The 18,346-nt window shown below is 57.6% G+C and carries 15 protein-coding genes; 11 read left to right on the forward strand and 4 right to left on the reverse strand.

The window, feature by feature from the left end; all coding sequences use genetic code 11:
- The 6 genes from U6G28_07970 (at position 1) to dnaE (ending at position 6,915) form a co-directional block, all read left to right on the forward strand.
- Positions 1 to 303 carry a YggT family protein gene (locus tag U6G28_07970; GenBank protein ID WRS29459.1) on the forward strand — a complete coding sequence of 101 codons (303 nt, stop codon included), beginning with the start codon at positions 1 to 3 and terminating at the stop codon, positions 301 to 303.
- A 225-nt stretch (positions 304 to 528) separates the two neighbouring features.
- Entirely contained in the window at positions 529 to 1,170 is a 642-nt protein-coding gene (locus U6G28_07975) for a DivIVA domain-containing protein (GenBank protein ID WRS29460.1), read from the forward strand.
- A gap of 146 nt (positions 1,171 to 1,316) precedes the next feature.
- The gene (lspA, locus tag U6G28_07980; protein WRS29461.1) at positions 1,317 to 1,901 is read left to right on the forward strand and encodes a signal peptidase II; all 585 of its coding nucleotides are present in this window, start codon (positions 1,317 to 1,319) and stop codon (positions 1,899 to 1,901) included.
- Entirely contained in the window at positions 1,894 to 2,814 is a 921-nt protein-coding gene (locus U6G28_07985) for an RluA family pseudouridine synthase (GenBank protein WRS29462.1), read from the forward strand. The genes lspA and U6G28_07985 overlap by 8 nt, the downstream gene beginning before the upstream one ends.
- A 14-nt stretch (positions 2,815 to 2,828) precedes the next feature.
- Positions 2,829 to 3,347 carry a GNAT family N-acetyltransferase gene (locus U6G28_07990; protein ID WRS29463.1) on the forward strand — a complete coding sequence of 173 codons (519 nt, stop codon included), beginning with the start codon at positions 2,829 to 2,831 and terminating at the stop codon, positions 3,345 to 3,347.
- Between the two features lie 10 nt (positions 3,348 to 3,357).
- Positions 3,358 to 6,915, forward strand: a complete 3,558-nt coding sequence (dnaE, locus tag U6G28_07995) for a DNA polymerase III subunit alpha (protein ID WRS29464.1) — start codon at positions 3,358 to 3,360, stop codon at positions 6,913 to 6,915.
- A 77-nt stretch (positions 6,916 to 6,992) separates the two neighbouring features.
- Here dnaE and U6G28_08000 read toward each other — a convergent pair whose 3' ends face one another.
- From U6G28_08000 to U6G28_08015, 4 genes are all read right to left on the reverse strand, one after another.
- Positions 6,993 to 8,663, reverse strand: coding sequence for an ABC transporter ATP-binding protein (locus tag U6G28_08000; GenBank protein ID WRS31218.1), 1,671 nt, complete (start codon positions 8,661 to 8,663; stop codon positions 6,993 to 6,995).
- A gap of 299 nt (positions 8,664 to 8,962) precedes the next feature.
- Positions 8,963 to 9,955, reverse strand: coding sequence for an ABC transporter permease (locus U6G28_08005; GenBank protein WRS29465.1), 993 nt, complete (start codon positions 9,953 to 9,955; stop codon positions 8,963 to 8,965).
- Positions 9,948 to 10,874 (reverse strand): ABC transporter permease, encoded by a 927-nt coding sequence (locus U6G28_08010; GenBank protein WRS29466.1) that lies wholly within the window; start codon positions 10,872 to 10,874, stop codon positions 9,948 to 9,950. The genes U6G28_08005 and U6G28_08010 overlap by 8 nt, the downstream gene beginning before the upstream one ends.
- Before the next feature lie 101 nt (positions 10,875 to 10,975).
- Positions 10,976 to 12,625 (reverse strand): ABC transporter substrate-binding protein, encoded by a 1,650-nt coding sequence (locus U6G28_08015; GenBank protein WRS29467.1) that lies wholly within the window; start codon positions 12,623 to 12,625, stop codon positions 10,976 to 10,978.
- 320 nt (positions 12,626 to 12,945) lie between these two features.
- Between U6G28_08015 and U6G28_08020 the strand changes: the two genes are divergently transcribed.
- Genes U6G28_08020 through U6G28_08040 form a run of 5 tightly spaced genes read left to right on the forward strand, consistent with a single transcriptional unit; the run spans position 12,946 to position 18,272 of the window.
- Complete coding sequence (locus tag U6G28_08020; protein ID WRS29468.1) at positions 12,946 to 15,423, forward strand: histidinol-phosphate transaminase; 2,478 nt, start codon at positions 12,946 to 12,948, stop codon at positions 15,421 to 15,423.
- Positions 15,420 to 16,028 (forward strand): imidazoleglycerol-phosphate dehydratase HisB, encoded by a 609-nt coding sequence (hisB, locus tag U6G28_08025; GenBank protein WRS29469.1) that lies wholly within the window; start codon positions 15,420 to 15,422, stop codon positions 16,026 to 16,028. The genes U6G28_08020 and hisB overlap by 4 nt, the downstream gene beginning before the upstream one ends.
- Positions 16,025 to 16,654 carry a hypothetical protein gene (locus tag U6G28_08030; GenBank protein ID WRS29470.1) on the forward strand — a complete coding sequence of 210 codons (630 nt, stop codon included), beginning with the start codon at positions 16,025 to 16,027 and terminating at the stop codon, positions 16,652 to 16,654. Before hisB ends, U6G28_08030 begins: the two co-directional genes overlap by 4 nt.
- A gap of 41 nt (positions 16,655 to 16,695) precedes the next feature.
- Positions 16,696 to 17,442: a bifunctional 1-(5-phosphoribosyl)-5-((5-phosphoribosylamino)methylideneamino)imidazole-4-carboxamide isomerase/phosphoribosylanthranilate isomerase PriA gene (gene priA / locus U6G28_08035; protein WRS29471.1), complete on the forward strand. Its 747-nt coding sequence runs from the start codon at positions 16,696 to 16,698 to the stop codon at positions 17,440 to 17,442.
- Positions 17,443 to 17,447: 5 nt separating this feature from the next.
- Positions 17,448 to 18,272 carry an SseB family protein gene (locus tag U6G28_08040; GenBank protein ID WRS29472.1) on the forward strand — a complete coding sequence of 275 codons (825 nt, stop codon included), beginning with the start codon at positions 17,448 to 17,450 and terminating at the stop codon, positions 18,270 to 18,272.
- The last annotated feature ends 74 nt before the right edge of the window (positions 18,273 to 18,346 follow it).

The following is an 18,346-nucleotide window of genomic DNA, read 5'->3' on the forward strand; positions in this document are numbered from 1 at the left end:
GTGGTACTAGTAATAATCGGTTCGATTCTTCAGTGGGCGTCGTCGCTGTATGTGCTCGTCCTACTGGCCCGAGTTGGCTTTGACTGGGCCAGGATCCTGGCTCCGCGTTGGATTCCTTCAGATGCTGTTCTTCGAATTGCCGACTGGGTCTATCGCCTCACGGACCCGCCCCTTATTTGGATGAGGAAGTATATTCCCCCGCTGAGGCTTGGAAATGTTGCCCTAGACGTTGGCTTCTTGGTTGTCTTCTTGGCAGTCACGGTAGTGGGACGTTTCGGACAGTTTCTTCAGTATCTCGGATAGACACCGTGCGATTGAGTGCACGACTCTGACCCGTAATCGCGTGGACAAATGTACTTGCTGTGGCACTTGTGGTTAAAGTTGCATAGACAGATGGCTTCCTGCGATATGATCTAGGAGGCTGAACCTGATCTCGGAGTCCCATGGAATCCGGTCCCAGCCGAAACGCTAGACCGGTGAAGCCAACGGAGCTTCGGAACCTAGAGACACAAAGTAGAGGTGACCACCATGGCGCTGCTTACCGCAGACGACGTACTGAATAAGAAATTCCAGTCCGTCAAGTTCCGCGAGGGATACGACCAGATTGAGGTTGATGAGTTCCTTGATGAGGTTGTAGCTACCATCTACAGCCTGACGGTTGAGAACAACGAACTGAAAGAGCAGCTTGCGGCCGCTGGTGAGCGGATTGAGGAGATGTCCTCCGGCGTCGCGGTGGCTCCAGAAGCCCCGGTCGTCGCGGTTGAGGAGACGGTCGTTGAGGAAGCTCCCGAACCGATCGTTGAGCCCGAACCAGAGAGCGCTCCAGAAGCCCCGCAGGCGGTAGAGGCACTCGCTCCTGCACCGGTTGACGATCCTCAAACAGCTACTTCAATGCTATCTCTTGCTCAACGTCTGCACGATGAGTACATCGATGACGGCAAGGCTGAAGCGCAGCGGATTATTGGTGAGGCAAACACCAAGGCCGAGGAAATCGTTGCCGGGGCAAATACCCAGCGCGATGAGGTTCTTTCGCAGCTCGCTCAGGAACAGGGTGGCCTGGAAGAGTCCATCAACCAGCTACGCGAGTTCGAGGGTGACTACCGCAAGGCTATCTCTGAACACCTCCAGGGTTTGCTGCAGCAGGTAAACACTGACGTCAAGGGCGAGTAGTCTCCTGGACTCAGACCCGCCGAACTTGGGTTTATAAGAAGTGACTAAGGGTGCCCCGCCATGTGGTGGGGCACCCTTAGCAGTCAAGGGCTCCCGAACAGGTAGACTCGCTTCGTTGTCCACGGTGAGCAAGAACGGAGTTACGGGTGACTGAGGCGGATCAGACCGGTGCGGATGGTAACAGTTCGGCGACTCGGTCACCGAAGCTTATGGCGCTGGTTGCAGGGGTCGCCCTCCTTGCCCTGGGGCTAGATCTTGTTACGAAGTGGTGGGCTCTTGGGAACTTGGAAGAGGGCGTGCAGCATTCCTTTGTAGGAAACTTCATTACTCTTCAACTCATTTTCAACCCGGGAGCGGCTTTCTCGCTCGGTGAGGGAGTCACCATTGTTTTCACCTGCATAACTGTGCTGGTTATCGGCGCCCTGATTTGGTTCTCGACACGAGTTCACGAGGTGATTCCGGCCATCATCGTCGGCCTACTTATTGGTGGAGCCGCAGGTAACCTCTGGGACCGACTTACCCAGCCTCCCGGTTTTGGTCGTGGTCACGTTGTTGACTTCATCAACTACAACAACTGGTTCATCGGCAACGTTGCTGACATCTGGATCGTTGTGGCAGCTGTCGGATTGCTTCTGTGGGTATTGGTAAAGTCCGAGACAGAGCGCCAGGGGGAGATTGCTGATAAACAGGAACTCCAGGTCGATGCCAATAGTGAACCCACAGATGAGTGACACCAGGTTCATTCCGGTCCCAGACGGGCTAGCGGGGGAACGACTGGACGTGGCGCTGTCGCGTCTTTTAGGGCTCTCAAGAAACGTCTGTGCCGGAATGCTGGATGACGGAGACGTGTCCGTGGACGGGAAGGTCGCAGGTCGCTCTGAACGTATCCGCGTGGGTTCGATGCTCGAAGTAGATCTCCCTTCCACCCGGAAGCCACCGGAGCCCACCCTCGAACTAGAGGTGTTGTACGAGGACGACGATCTGATCATCATCAATAAACCGGTAGGGGTTGCTGCTCACACGGGTCCAGGTTGGGACGGACCTACTGTCATTGGCTCTCTCGAGGGTGCCGGAGTGCGGGTGTCGACCTCTGGCCCTCCTGAACGTAAGGGCATAGTGCAACGACTCGACGTTGGAACATCGGGCGCGATGATGGTGGCGAAGTCTGAACGCGCATATTCGAGACTTAAGCACATGTTCCGCGAACGCACAGTGGGCAAGACCTATCACGCGGTGGTCGAAGGGCACCCAGACCCTCCTAGAGGCACCGTAGATGCCCCTATAGCGCGTCATCCGTCCCGAACCTGGCGAATGGCTGTGATAGAGGGTGGAAAGCCCGCTATCACCCACTACGACACGATTGAGCTGCTTCCGGGGGCCGCCCTCCTCGAAATCGGCCTTGAAACGGGTCGAACTCATCAGATCCGTGTTCATATGTCTGCGGTGGGGCACCCCTGCGTCGGCGATACGTTTTACGGGGCGGATCCGACCAGGGCCGAGGTGCTTGGGCTCACGCGCCAGTGGCTCCACGCGCGCGTGCTGGAGTTTAGGCACCCGATCACGGAAGAACAGATCAGGGTCGAGGCACCGTATCCGCAAGATCTGACGGAAGCACTCGAGACCCTCCGCAACCCGATGTTTTAGGGCGTATCTCAGACATGGAAAGCAAGATCACCTGCAGTATCGCGGATACCGATAGTAAACGACTTGAGCAAATGTCGGTGCGGTGGGATGTCTTTGTAGTCGAACAGGAGGTCGCCCCCGTCCTTGAGATCGACGCGCGAGATTTCGCCGGGACGACAACGGAGTTGATCGCTTCGGACGATTCGAAGGGGCGGGTTGTCGGGGCGGCAAGACTGTTGCGAGATGGGGAGATCGCACCGGGCGAAGTGGCCAACTTTCATATCGGCAGGGTTGCGGTACGAAAGGAAGCTCGCGGACAGGGGATCGGCGAACGACTGATGCGTTTTGCCGAGGAGGTGGCGCGTAGCCAGGTCCCATTCGGTGGCTTCCTGCTCTTGACCCTCGACGCGCAGGTGCAGGCAGAGGGCTTTTATCGCCGTCTTGGGTACGAACCCACGAAACGCAGGCAGTTCTACGACGCAGGCATCCTGCATCAGGAAATGGTGAAGACGACCACCGGAACGGACTCTGGTTCCGTCGGGGAGGGTCGGTAGACTCTGCTCTATGGCTTCTTCGGGATCTAGCTTCGTTCATCTGCACAACCACACCGAGTACTCGATGCTTGACGGGGCCGCGAAGATCAAGCCAATGGTCGCTGAAGCAAAGCGGCTTGAACAACCTGCTCTGGGGATAACGGACCACGGATACCTGTTCGGCGCCTATGAGTTCTACCGCGAGTGTGTGGCTCAGGGAATCAAACCCGTCATCGGCCTTGAAGCTTATGTGACACCGGGAACCTCACGCTTTGACAAATCTCGACTTCTTTGGGGTGAGCCCTGGCAGAGAGGCGACGACGTGTCGGCTCGCGGGGCATACACGCACCTAACGCTCGTCGCTCACTCGACCGAGGGAGTCCACAACCTCTTCCGCATGGGCTCGGAGGCTTCACTTACCGGACAACTGGGCAAATGGCCACGAATCGACCGCGATTTGATGGAGCGATACCACGAAGGTCTGACCGTTTTCACGGGTTGTCCTTCCGGAGCGGTACAGACGCGAATACGACTCGGTCACTGGGATGAGGCCGTTCGAGAAGCCTCAGAACTTCGGGACATTTTTGGCAGAGACAACTTCTACGTCGAGCTCATGAATCACGGGGTCGAGATCGAGAAGAAAACTCGAGATCAACTCCCTGAACTAGCCAAACTTCTTGATGCTCCCATGGTCGTCACCAACGACTCTCACTACGTCTCAAAGGACGATGCAAAGACTCAGGAAGCGCTACTTGCCCTCCAGTCCGGAACAACCTTGCTTGATGAGCCAATGGAGCGCGGCGGCCCCCGGTTCGCGTTCGAGGGCAGCGGGTACTATCTCCGTTCGAGTGAGGACATGCGACAGGAGTGGGCAGAGTTACCTCGGGCGCTGGATGCAACACTTGAAATCGCCGAGCGCTCAGAAGTGCACTTCCAGACAACCAAAGACGGCGCTAACTTCATGCCGCAGTTTCCGGTCCCGGAGGGCTATACCGAGGAGTCCTGGTTCATTGAGGAAGTTCGCCGGGGCCTAATAAAGCGCTTCGGAGAAAATGTTCCCGAGCAGGTCCGCGAAAGGGCGGACTACGAGGAAGGCGTAATCCTCCAGATGGGGTTCCCGGGATACTTCCTGGTCGTCGCCGACTTCATCAACTGGGCGAAGAACCAGGGAATCCGGGTTGGCCCGGGCCGCGGCTCCGGCGCAGGTTCAATGGTTGCCTACGCCATGGGCATCACCGACCTCGATCCGATTGAACATCGCCTACTGTTCGAGCGCTTCCTTAATCCTGAACGCGTCTCGATGCCAGACTTCGACGTTGACTTCGATGAGCGTCGCAGGGACGAGGTCATTGACTATGTCCGCCAGAAGTACGGGGATGATCGAGTCTCGCAGGTCGTCACCTACGGCCGAATCATGGCAAAGGCGGCGCTAAAGGATGCTGCGCGAGTCATGGGACGCGAATACCGGGTCGGAGAAGAACTGACCAAGGCGCTTCCCCCCGACATCATGGGCAAGTCAATGCCTCTTTCGGGAATCTTCGACAAAGAACACAAGCGATACGCGGAGGCGGCCGAATTTAGGAAACTGTACGAGGAGAAACCGGAACTCCACGACGTTTTCGACCTGGCAAGGCGCCTCGAAGGTCTAACCAGGCAGTGGGGAGTCCACGCCTGCGCCGTGATCATGTCGAGCGAAAAACTAACGGACATCATCCCGCTGATGATGCGTCCCGCAGATGGAGCCATAATCACCCAGTTCGACTATCCCTCGTGCGAGGAACTGGGACTGCTAAAAATGGACTTCCTGGGTCTGCGTAATCTGACCGTCATCAGTGACACTCTTGCAAACGTTGAGCTTCAGGGTCATGAGCCGCCCGACATGGAACACCTTGGTCTCGACGATCCCGAGACATTCGAGCTACTCGCACGTGGCGACACTCTCGGAGTCTTCCAAATGGAAGGCTCGGGGATGCGAGAAGTACTGCGGCTAATGCAGCCTGACCAGTTCGAACATATTTCCGCTGTCAGCGCCCTGTATCGACCGGGGCCGATGGGGGCCGGGTCTCACACCAACTATGCTCTGCGAAAGACCGGACGTCAGGACATTGTCCCGATTCACCCCGAGCTTGAGAAACCACTTGAAGAGATTCTCGGGGAAACCTACGGTCTGATTGTCTACCAAGAACAGGTCATGCAGATTGCGCAGAAGGTCGCGGGCTTCACCCTGGGTCAAGCAGACAACCTGCGTCGTGCCATGGGCAAGAAGAAGAAAGAGGTCCTGGACCGGGAGTTTGAGCCCTTCAAGGAGGGAATGCTAGCGAACGGGTACTCACTTGAGTGCGTTAAGGCTCTGTGGGACATCCTGGTTCCATTCTCTGACTACGCCTTCAACCGTTCTCATACGGCGGCCTATGGGCTCGTCTCATACTGGACCGCCTACCTGAAAGTGCACTTTCCCGCCGAGTACATGGCAGCTCTTCTCACTTCTGCTGCTGCCAACACCGACAGGCGTGCTCAGTACCTGGGGGAGTGCCGACGAATGGGACTAGCGGTCAACCGCCCGGATGTTAACCGGTCATTTGGTAACTTCACTGCGGAAGGAGGCGAGGTTCGTTTCGGCCTCGGCTCCATTCGAAATGTCGGAGCAAACGTTGTTGAGGGAATCATCGAAGCTCGCGAAGAGAAAGGCGAGTTTGCCTCATTCCAGGATTTCCTCGATAAGGTTCCCGTAACCGTTTGTAACAAGAGGACAATGCAGTCCCTGATCAAGGCCGGAGCTTTCGACAGCTTCGGACACTCTCGGCGAGCGCTACTGGCCCGTAGCGACGATGCAGTTGACTCGGTCATAAGTCTGAAGAAGAACGAGGCTGATGGACAGTATGACCTGTTTGCGGGCCTCGGCGGCGAGTCCTCGGCTTCCACTTTCACGGTTGAGATCCCCGATATTGCCGAGTGGGATCGGCGTGAGAAGCTGGCGCTAGAGCGAGAGATGCTAGGACTCTACGTTTCTGATCACCCGCTACGTGGTGCTGAGCGTTCGCTGGCGAAACACCAGGACACTCAGATTGGGGACCTGAAGGAAGACCCTCGAAAGCACGATAACAACACCGTTCGAATTGCCGGGTTGATTACGCATCTGGAGACGAAACTGAACAAGAGCGGCCAGCCGTGGGGTGTGGCCACAGTGGAGGATTTCTCGGGCTCCATTGATGTCTTTTTCTTTGCGCGCCAATTTGAGAAGGTCGCTGAGTTCCTCAAGACCGACCAGGTCATTCAGTTGAACGGACGTGTGGGCATCAGGGATGACTCGGTTTCAATCACCGCTCAGGGGGCCTCCGCAATCGAGGTGATGGACCGCAGCGATAGGCCATTGGAGCTAACCCTTTACGCAGGTCAGTGTACGGCGGCGATCCTTGAAGGTATTCGGGAAGCTCTGTCGAGCCGTCCCGGAGCAACCAGGGTCAAAGTAGCGTTGAAGGACAAGCTGAAGACTACGCACATCGACCTCGGGGATGCGCTGAACGTTGATGTCGATGCGTCCCTCTATGCCGATCTCAAGGCCCTGCTGGGCCCTGACGCAGTCAACTAAGGTTTTCGACCAGATTATTGGGGCCGCGACCCGATTTTTCGGCGTATCGCGGCCCCATACAGCGGGATAGGGAACTATCAGCCGATTCCTAAGGGGATTGAGGCTCCCGGCACTGCGTTGATTAGTTCTTGGGTGTATGCCTGCTTTGGATTGGCAAAGAGTTCCTCCGATGTGGCGGCTTCGACAATCTTCCCGTTCTCCATCACCACAACGTCGTCGGCAACCAAACGAACAACGGCCAGGTCGTGAGTGATGAAGATGTAAGTCAGGCCCAGGTCGGCCTGCAGATCATTGAGCAACTTCAGTATCTGGTCTTGGACCAACACGTCCAGAGCCGAGACTGCCTCATCCAGTACGACGACCTCCGGGCTCAAAGCCAGTGCTCGTGCGATGGCGACCCGTTGGCGCTGTCCGCCCGACAGCTCGTTCGGGTAACGACGCATCGCGGAACGGGGGAGTGACACCAGATCGAGTAGTTCGGCTACTCGCTTCTCGCGTTCCTTCTTGGTTCCGACCTTATGCACCCTCAATGGTTCCTCGATGATACGGAAGACCGAGTACATTGGATCGAGGGAACCATACGGGTTCTGGAAGACGACCTGAAGTTTGTGTCTCAGATTGAAGAGTTCTTTACTGTTCAGACTTGAAAGATCGCGGCCACGCATATAGACCTTGCCGGAGGTCGGGTCCAACAGGTTCAAGATGATGTTCGCGACCGTGGACTTGCCCGATCCGGACTCCCCAACGATTGCCATTGTGGTTCCGGTGCGAACGCCGAACGTCACATCATCGACCGCGCGGAGTGTCTTGTTCTCGCCCTTTGCTCCACGGATGTCGAACTCCTTGACCAGGTTTTCGACGCGGATGATCTCTTCTGTTGCCGTCGAGCCAGCCCCCGAACCGGTCAGTTCTTCCTCGGTGGTCTGTACACCGTGCTCATGAGCGACTGAGATGCGTTTGGACGCTAGGGAAGGGGCCGCCGCTACCAGACGCCTGGTATAGGGGTGTTGTGGATTCTGTAGGATTTCCAGTGCTGGACCTGATTCGACGACCCGGCCGCGGTGCATAACGACAAGCTGCTCCGCACGTTCCGCGGCGAGTCCTAGGTCATGGGTAATGAACAGAACCGCTGTGCCCATATCGCCTGTCATTGTCTCCAGGTGGTCCAATATCCGCTTTTGAACGGTTACGTCCAGTGCAGATGTCGGCTCGTCAGCGATCAGTAGTTTCGGGTGAGCGGCGAGACCGATGGCAATGAGAACGCGTTGACGCATTCCTCCAGAGAACTCATGTGGATACTGTTTCGCGCGGCGTTCAGCATCGGGAAGTCCCGCTTCTTCAAGAAGCTCAGCAACGCGCTCTCCCACCTTTGAACGAGGTACGACGTTATTTGCCTTGAGGGCTTCAGCCACCTGTGTTCCGACTCGCCAAACCGGGTTAAGGTTCGTCATCGGGTCCTGCGGGACCATGCCGATCTCACTGCCCCGATAGGCAACCCACTCTTTGGAGGACAGACTCGCCAGGTCTTTGCCCTGGAACTCGATTGAACCGCCCGTGATCTTTCCGGTTCCGGGGAGCAGACCGATGATCGCGGCCGCAGTGGTTGATTTACCCGATCCAGATTCGCCAACGATCGCGACGGTCTGGCCCGGGTAGATCGTAATGTTAGCCTCGCGAACCGCAGGAACCATGCCGGTAGAGGACTCGAAGGCAACACTAAGATCCTTCAGTTCCACCAGGGGCTTCATCGGATCCAGACCCAGAGACTGAGCGGTCTTTGTGGCGACCGCGTCTTCGATCAGGGTCTCTTGGTAGCTGGTCTCGTCGACGGCAAGGTCAGGGTGCTGAGCGGCGGCCTCTTCCATTGCCTTGCGGTCCGCGCGATCAGTTAGCACGCCCGGAGCGTCGACGTCGTTCTCATAGTTCGCGAGCGGGTCGGCTCCCGGGAAGAACGAGTCCTCGTTTGGTCCTACCTGTCCTTCTTTGTCGTCCTTGGACTCAGTGGCGCGTTCCAGATTCTTGTCGTCCGGAATAAAACTCATGTCTGTCATCGTTTGCGGGCCTTTGGATCGAGTGCATCACGGACGACATCGCCCATCATGATGAAGCTAAGAACGGTAAGTGCGAGGGCGATTGCCGGGTAGAACAGCACCATCGGCTGTGTCCGCAGTGCCGCTTGAGCAGCGCTGATGTCACCACCCCAAGAAACGATGTTCGAGGGAAGACCCACGCCCAGGAACGACAGGGTTGCTTCCGCCACGATAAACGTACCCAGCGCGACCGTGGCATAGACGATGATCGGCGCAGCGGCATTCGGAAGGATATGCGAGGTGACGATCCGCCAGCGTGACGCGCCAGTGGCCCGGGCAGCAGTAATGTATTCCTCGTTCTTTCCGGACATGACTGCTCCACGCGCGATGCGTGCAATGGACACCCACCCAAAAACTGACAGGATGAAAACAACCATTACAACGGTGCGGTTGTCGCGGAACAGTTGCATGAAGACGATTGCGGCTAGAACTAGTGGAATCGCGAAGAAGATATCGGTCAGACGCGATAGCAGAGAATCGATCCAACCACCAAAGTATCCGGCAAGAGTTCCGATGACGGTCCCGATGATCGTGACTACCAGCGTGGTCAGTACGCCCACCGAGACCGACGCGCGGGCTCCGTACACGACGCGGGAGTAGATGTCGCAGCCCTGGCGGTCAAAGCCGAACGGATGTCCGCCCTCTGGCGATGCCAAGGACTTTGACAGCTCGCAGTAGCGCGGATTCTGGCTTGTGAACAACTGTGGGAAGACCGCTAGAAGCACTGCTAGCAGGATGATTGCCGCAGCGACCCAAAATAGCGGTCGGGTGCGCAGATACTTCCATGCCTCGCCCCACATTGAGGACGGTGCGGAGTCGTCGGCGACAGCATCTACGGCCCCCAGGCCCGTTTCGTCGGTTTCCGCGACGAAGTGTTCCTGGCGCGGCCTAGGAGTAACGGCGCTAGTAGGGCGCTCGTTCTGGGAGTGAATGTTAGGAATGTTAGACATAGCGAATCCTCGGGTCCAGGACCGCATAGAGCAGGTCGACCAGCAGGTTGGCAACGATGAAGACCAGGACTAAGACCGTGGTGATCGAAACGACGGTGCCGGGTTCACCGCGGATAATGCCTTGCCACAGCGTTCCTCCCACGCCCTTAATACCGAAGATTCCCTCGGTAACGATCGCGCCACCCATCAAGGCGCCTAGGTCGGCACCGATAAAGGTGACGACGGGAATCAGCGAGTTGCGCAGAATATGTCTGGACATGACGCTGCCACTTCCCATGCCTTTGGCGCGCGCCGTACGGACGAAGTCGGCGCTTGTGGTCTCAGAGACCGACTGGCGAGTGAGTCGAATAACGTATGCCAGCGAAACTGCCCCTAGGACTATCGCGGGCATCAGCAGTGCCTTGAATGACTCGTCCGCCACAACGGTGGTCGGCAATATTCCCCATTTGACGCCCACAAAGAACTGAAGCAGGAAGCCAAGGACGAAGGTTGGCAGGGAGATCAGCACCATCGAGAAAACAAGAATCGTGGAGTCGAACCAGGTTCCCTTGCGCATCCCAGCAATGACTCCAAAGAGTATGCCGAAGACGGTTTCAAAGACGATGGCCATTAGAGCTAGCTTGATAGTTACCGGAAAGGCGCTCGCCATAACCTCACCGACTGGTCGGCCTGAGAATGTCTTGCCGAAGTCAAGCGTGACGACACCCTTCAGGTACAGCAGATACTGCATCCAGAAGGGTTTATCGAGGTTGTACTCCTCGCGGATGCGCTCTGCGACAGCCTCAGAGACACCTCGATCACCGCCAAGAGCTTGAACGGGATCACCTGGCATCAGGTAAACCATCGCGAAAATAAGGAAGGTGGCGCCAAAGAAGACCGGAATGGTCTGGAGCAATCGGCGACCAATATATCTAGGCATAAAGGAATCCTCGGCTGGGCCTACGAGATTACTGGACTATAACGCAGACTCGGGATGGCAGGGTAACCCTGCCATCCCGAGGACGTGCGCTATGGCGTCAACTACTTGGTGATGTCGTAGTAAAGCGGAACGGAGTTCCAACCGAACACTACGTTGTCGACCTTCTCAGAGAAGCCGCCAGTAACGTTTGCATACCACAGTGGAACAGCCGGGAGCTCTTCGAGCAGGATCTCTTGAGCTTCCTGCAACTTCGCGTTGCCTTCTTCAACTGTCTTGGCTGCAGCTGCGTCGTTGAACAGAGCGTCGACTACAGGATTCGAGTAGTCGCCGTCATTTGAGCCAGCGCCGGTTCCGTATAGTGGGCCGAGGAAGTTACCCAGTGCCGGGTAGTCTGCCTGCCAGCCCGTGCGGAATGCGGTCTGAATAGTGCGATCGGTAACTTCGCTACGCAGGGTCTTGAAGTCCGGGTACGGAGCACCCATCGCATCAATTCCGAGGTTGTTGACCAACTGGTTCGCAACAGCGTCCGCCCAAGCCTGGTGTCCACCGTCAGAGTTGTAAGCGATCTCGAAGGTTCCGCTCCAGGGGCTGATTGCGTCAGCCTGGGCCCACAGGTCCTTGGCGCCTTCTGGGTCAAAATCGACGTTTACGGCGTTCTTCAGGTTCGCGTCGTATCCGGAGATAACCGGTGAAGTGAAGTCACGCGCAGGGGTGCGGGTGCTGGAGAAGATCGCATTGGTGATCTCTTCGCGGTTGATTGCACGCGAGATGGCTTCACGACGCAGGATGCCCTCTTCACCCGAGAAGTGCTCCAGGCGCTCCGGAATGGTGAAGGACTGGAAAACGGCGGCCGGCTGGTTCACAGCTCGATCACCTAGCTCTTGTTCGAACGACGCTAGCGCCTCGTCCGGAATAGCGTCCAGGACATCCAGTTGGTTGGAAAGCAAGTCTGCGTAAGCAGCCGACTGAGTCGGGTAGAAGATGAAGTCGATGCCAGCGTTCTTTGCCTGGCGATCACCCTTGTATGACTCATTGGGGATCAACTCGATGCTCTCATCGTGAACCCAACCCGCGTCACCAACCTTGTATGGTCCATTGCCAATCGGACTCTCGCCGCCTGCGACGGGATCATCAAGAGTGGACTGGGGGAGGGGGAAGAACGCGGAGTAGCCGAGTCGTAGTGGGAAGTCAGATTCGGGCTGCTTCAAGGTCACCTTGAAGGTGGTGTCGTCGACAACCTCCAGGCCAGACATTGAGTCTGCCCCGTCCTCAAGTTCTCCGTCATCGTTGGTGCCAGCGATGGGTGCGAAGAAGTAGGCGGACAGATCCTTGTTCTTTGAACCCAGGGTCCAAGCGTCGACGAAGGAACTCGCGGTCACCGGAGTGCCATCCGAGAAGGTCTGGCCGTCCTTGATCTTGATGGTGTAAACCTGCGAGTCTTCGGTTTCGATGGACTCTGCCATGTCATTCTTGACCGAGCCGTCAGCCGCGTAGTAGGTCAGACCGGCGAACAATAGATCAACAAGCTTTCCGCCGCCGACCTCATTTGTATTGGTTGGAATCAGGGGGTTCTGCGGCTCAGTGTTGTTAGCAATGATCTTCTCACCCGATGCCGCAGGTGTTGCCTCTTCACTCTGGGTACCGCTGGACTCGCCAGACTCGCTGCTTGTGTTTCCACCAGACGAGCAGGCTGTCAGCGAGAGTGCTAGGACGGCCGGAACGGCCAGCCATGAGCTCCTCTTAAGCTTCATGGTCCCTCCTTCAGGGGTCTAATGCTGGGCACATCTAGTGCCCGGTTTTCAGAGACGACAGTAGATAGGACGTGAGTCCCCGGGGTAGGAGTACCAGAATACGAACACACTATTGACTGAGTTGTGCTAGATAACAGCAGGTCATAAGGTGTTTGAGGGTTTTGTTGCAGTATGGTCTCGACCCCCTTGATGTTAGGTGTCTCACACGAATGTCATTTGCGTGTTGATAGCGGACACACGAATCCCGCAGACGGGGTGATACATGGCCGAAGGGCGGTCGGCGCCGTCCCCTCAGTCCAAGCCCAAATAGGATTGTCTGCGTGAGAGTAATCAATCTGCGTGACCAGAAGCCTGCCGATCTCGACGGGGTGCTTCCGCGCCCGGAGTTGGACATCAGCGCCGCCGTGAAAGTCGTCGAGCCGATCATCGAAAAGGTTAGAGATCATGGAGGCCGCGGCCTGCGCGAACTCTCGGAGAGATTCGACGGGATCGTTCCTCACAACCTTCGAGTCCCGCGTCAGGCCATGAAGGACGCTCTAGCTGAGCAGCCACAGGAACTAACCGATGCGCTAGAGGTGGCGATAACTAACGCTGTCAGAGCACATCGGGCCCAGCTTCCAGACGAGGTTGTCTCCGAGGTCGTGCCGGGAGGTTTTGTCTATCAGCGCTGGGTTCCGCTTAGTCGTGTCGGACTCTATGTTCCCGGCGGCCTCGCCGTCTATCCCTCGTCCGTGGTGATGAACGTCGTGGCAGCGCAGGTGGCGGGAGTCGGATCACTGGTCGTCGCCTCACCCCCACAGAAAGAGTTTGGGGGCCTACCCCACCCGTCAGTTCTTGCGGCCTGTGAGATGCTCGGTATTGCTGAGGTGATCGCGGTCGGTGGCGCTCAGGCAATTGCAGCAATGGCGTATGGATTCACTGACGGCGACTACATCTGCGAGCGGGTCGATAAGGTGACCGGTCCTGGAAACATTTATGTGGCGGCCGCAAAGAGGGCCATCCAGGGCGTGTGCGGGATCGACGCTGAAGCGGGAACCACTGAGATTGCGATCCTTGCCGATGGCGGAGCGAACCCCTCGTTCGTTGCAGCAGACCTTATTTCCCAGGCGGAGCACGATCCGGCAGCGGCATCGGTGTTGGTGACAGACAGCTGCGACCTTGCTGACGCGGTTCAGAAAGAACTGACCGGTCAGGTCGATGCCGCCCCGAACAGAGACCGAATTCGACAGGCGCTAGAGGGTCCACAGTCAGCGATCGTTCTGACTTCGGACATAGAGCAGGCAACCGCCGTTGTTGAGCGTTACGGGCCGGAGCACCTTGAGGTGGTCACCAAAGATGCACTCGAGCGCTCATTATTGATCAGAAACGCCGGAGCCATCTTTGTTGGCGACTATTCGCCGGTTCCGCTCGGTGACTATGTGGCCGGGTCAAACCACGTTCTACCAACCGGGGGAACAGCCAGGTACTCGTCTGGACTGAACACTACTGCCTTTCTTCGTAGTGTCCAGGTAATCGACTATGGCCGTGATGCTCTCGATGGGTTAACCGGATCACTGGTGACGCTTGCAAAGGCGGAGGGACTGCCCTCGCACGGAACTGCGGCCACGATCCGGCGAGAGTCCAGTTCGCGCAAGCAGGAACCAGCAGCACAGGAGGTATCACTGCCCGTTCGAGAGGACCTCCGCGATGTGGAACCGTACGGCGCCCCGCAACTCGACGTGCCCGTGAGGCTCAATGTCAACGAGAACCCGTACCCGCCAAGTGACGAAGTGATCGCTTCTATCGCCGAGTCCGTCAGGGCCGCATCTGATCGCCTTAATCGCTACGCCGATCGCGATGCGTTGGGGCTACGTGAAGCACTGGCAGAGTACGTCTCGCAAGAATCCGGAGTTCCGGTTGATCCCGCGCATGTCTGGGCGGCCAACGGATCAAACGAAATAATGCTTCAGATGCTCCAGGCGTTCGGGGGCCCCGGTCACAACGCCCTGGTGGAGGCGCCCACGTACTCGATGTATGAGGAGTACGCCCGCGATACCTTCACCTCTTTCGTGACGGTCGAGTCTCCCGACCTGGAGTTCGATGTTGATCTACTGATTGGAGCCATGCGGAATGAGAGACCGGCGGTTCTGTTCCTCCCGAGCCCGAACAACCCAACTGGAACGGCGATTTCCACGGTGGATTTGCTCCGAGTTCTAGACGCGGCGAAGGAAACCGGGCCGCTAAGACGGATGCTGCTCACGGGATCAAAACCGCCCGTTGCCTCGAAAGGCCCTACCTCAACCATCGTTATCGTCGATGAGGCATATGGGGAGTTCCGCGAGCCAGGAGAACCCTCCGCCATTGAGCTGGTCGCCGACAATCCACACTTAGTTGTCACCCGAACCATGTCAAAGGCCTTTGCAGCTGCCGGTCTTCGTCTCGGGTACATGGTCGCTTCCACCGAGGTTATCCGCGAGGTAATGAAAGTCCGTCTGCCCTATCACCTCTCACTCGTTACTCAGGCTGCCGCTATCGCCGCCCTCGGATCGGCCGAGTCACAGCTGCAGCAGGTGGATTCGATTCGCGCGGCTCGTCAGCTACTTGTAAAGGAACTGACCGGCATGGGTTTGAAGGTGCTTCCCTCATCCTCAAACTTCCTTTTGTTTGGCACGTTTGAGGACCGCCATGCCACTTGGCAAAAGCTCCTGGATCGAGGGGTACTTATTCGCGAGGTGGGACCCACCGGTTTCCTGCGGGTTACAGTTGGAACAGAGCAAGAAAATAGACAGTTCCTCGACGCCCTCAAGGAGGCGCTATGAGTGATCAGAACCGGACGGCATCGCTCGGGCGAAGGACGAGCGAGTCCGAGGTGAGCGTCAAGATCGACCTTGACGGGACCGGGAGGTCCAGTATCGATACTGGCGTTCCCTTCTACGACCACATGCTTACGGCGCTTTCTAAGCATTCCCTGATAGACATGGAGATTAAGGCCGTCGGCGACACTGAAATTGACGTACACCACACGGTCGAGGACACCGCGATCACACTGGGACAGGCCTTTTCTCAAGCTCTGGGCGACAAGGTTGGAATCCGTCGCTACGGCACCGGATTTGCCCCACTGGACGAATCACTCGCCCGATGCGTTGTGGACGTCTCCGGTCGTCCCTACTGCGTGGTACGAGGCGAGCCCGCCGGACAGGAATACCACCTAATTGGCGGTCACTACACCGGTGCGTTGACCCGGCATGTTCTGGAGTCTTTCGCCTTCAATGCTGGCATCTGCCTTCACATGGAGTTGCTATACGGTCGCGACCCGCATCATATCGTTGAGGCTCAGTTCAAGGCGTTGGCGCTGGCGCTTCGCGAAGCCGTAGCTCCAGACGCCCGCGTCGAGGGAATCCCCTCCACGAAGGGATCACTGTGAGTTCCAAAGAACCTGATCCAGACGAGAGCTCTGACACCTCCTTTTCGGATGAGGAGTTTTGGGCGTTGGCAGAACTTGCCTCCGGGTCCAACGACAGCGACGTGACCCCGGGCGACCCCGATGAACCCGAGGTGGCTAAAGGGATAGCACGCGCATTGGTTCTCTCACAGATTGATGCCCCCGCAGCCCTCAGTGCCGGTCTGAGCATGGTCGGCGCGTCGGCGCCGGTCATTCAGGTCTCCCAGGGATCGGCCGTCATTATGGAGGTCGAACAGAATGGTCCCTCCGATGAAGAAGAACTTGCCATGCTGCTCGGGGACGACAGGCCAATCCCTGACAGCGTTGACAAGATGGCTTCTCTGGTCTCAAAGATGACAGAGGGAGGAGCCGTCGCGCTCACTTCCTGGACTTCATCAGAAAAAGAGGGAACGGAGGGCACCATCGTTGCCCGCCGCTACATAAACGGAAAACCGGAACAAAAACTCTCTGCCGGTCTGGTACTGGCGGGCCTGGACCCCGTGTGTGAGGAGCTACTTCTAGGCAGGCTTACCCCGGAGGAAGCCGACGCCATTTCCAAGCGAGGCCGATGGACCGGCTGGATGAGAGGACCCGGTTTCAGGCCATAGCCGGACTACGCCGCCCAGATTCTAAGGACAGTAAGAACAACATGACCCATAACGCCCTGACACTCTTGCCCGCTATCGACGTTGTTGCCGGAAAGGCCGTACGCCTAACCCAGGGGGAGGCGGGTACGGAATCAGAATACGGAGACCCAAGAGAGATCGCACAGCAGTTCGCCGAGGCCGGGGCAAGCTGGATCCATCTGGTGGATCTGGATGCCGCATTTGGTAGGGGCGACAATGCCAAACTGTTGGAGGAAGTGGTGACCTCCACGACGCTTAGCGTCGAACTCTCTGGTGGAATCAGGGGCGAAGATTCCCTGCGTCGCGCTCTTGACCTGGGAGCCACACGAGTGAATCTGGGAACCGCGGCGCTGGAGGATCCTGACTGGACGGAGACTGCGATTGCGCGGTTTGGAGACCGGGTGGCTGTTGGTCTAGACGTTCGTGGATCGACATTAGCCGCTCGCGGATGGACACGCGAGGGTGGCAATCTGTGGGAGGTCCTCCGCCGACTGAACATGGCTGGGTGCTCTCGCTACGTGGTAACTGACGTTAACCGTGACGGAATGCTGAATGGACCCAACCTGGATCTTCTTGAAAAGGTCTGCGGTGCAACGGATGCACCCGTAGTTGCCTCGGGCGGGGTGTCCGTTCTAGATGACCTCGCAGTGCTACGAACACTGGTTCCGATCGGGGTTGAGGGCGCCATAGTCGGTAAGGCGCTGTACGCAGGACAGTTCACCCTTGAACAGGCTCTCGAAGTCGCAGAAGGACCGACGGACCGGGTCTGAACGATATGAACGAGACAAAAGGGCAGAATCTTCGCCCCGACGAACAGTTCACTCAGGCAATGAAAGATCGCCTGGCAATGAGACTGCTGATGCGACCGGATAGGCGCGACACCGGAGAAGAATTACCAAAGACCGCTGCGGCATGGGCTCTTCCCGACGGTACCCCGGAGTTGGCCGCCGAGCGAACCCGACAACTGGTTCTGGCGCTGGGAGAGGAACGTCTAATCGTTCCCGTCAGCGTTGAAGCCGATCCTGACGATCCCGACCATAAGCCCCTCGACCCAGCCGCCTCACCGTTGAAGACCGCCGACAGCCCGTATGGCAACAGCGTTGTTGGCTTCACATCGGCCGAAGAACTGAAGCGATGGGACTCGAATGGTCGTCCAATGACCATAAAGACTTACCGTGTTGCGGTGGGGGCGCTTACGGGGCATGGCTCGGGCACGATAACGCTCAATCCGGGCTCTGGAAGGCGGACGCTAATTCCTCGTCCGGCGGTGCTGGCACTCGCGTCGGGCGACAGCTGGCTTCCGGCATGGGAGGATCGGGAGTTGCGTGACGAGCTCACCGCCTTAGCGAAGGAAGAATGTCCGGGCATCGTTAGAATCGGGCTTCGCCCGGGAGCCGCGTATGGCGCGGCCTCATGGGATGGGGGAGTCGCGGTAGACATTGCCTTTGATATGGGGGCCATGATTGGTGCCGCCGGCGGGAACGAGTCAAAGGCTCGCGCAATGTTCGCTGGAATGATGAAGCGAGTCAGTGAGAATTCCAGACTCCGCGAGGCGGCTCAACAGGTCGAGTTGGTTCCGCGCCCTGTCGCTACCTCATAACGGGACTCTTTCGCAGAAGCTCGAGTACTCCTCATAGAGACTGAATGGTCAAATAGACCAAGTGGTCGGTATAG

The organism is Actinomycetaceae bacterium MB13-C1-2 (genome assembly GCA_035621235.1).
Classification (GTDB): Bacteria; Actinomycetota; Actinomycetes; order Actinomycetales; family Actinomycetaceae; genus Scrofimicrobium.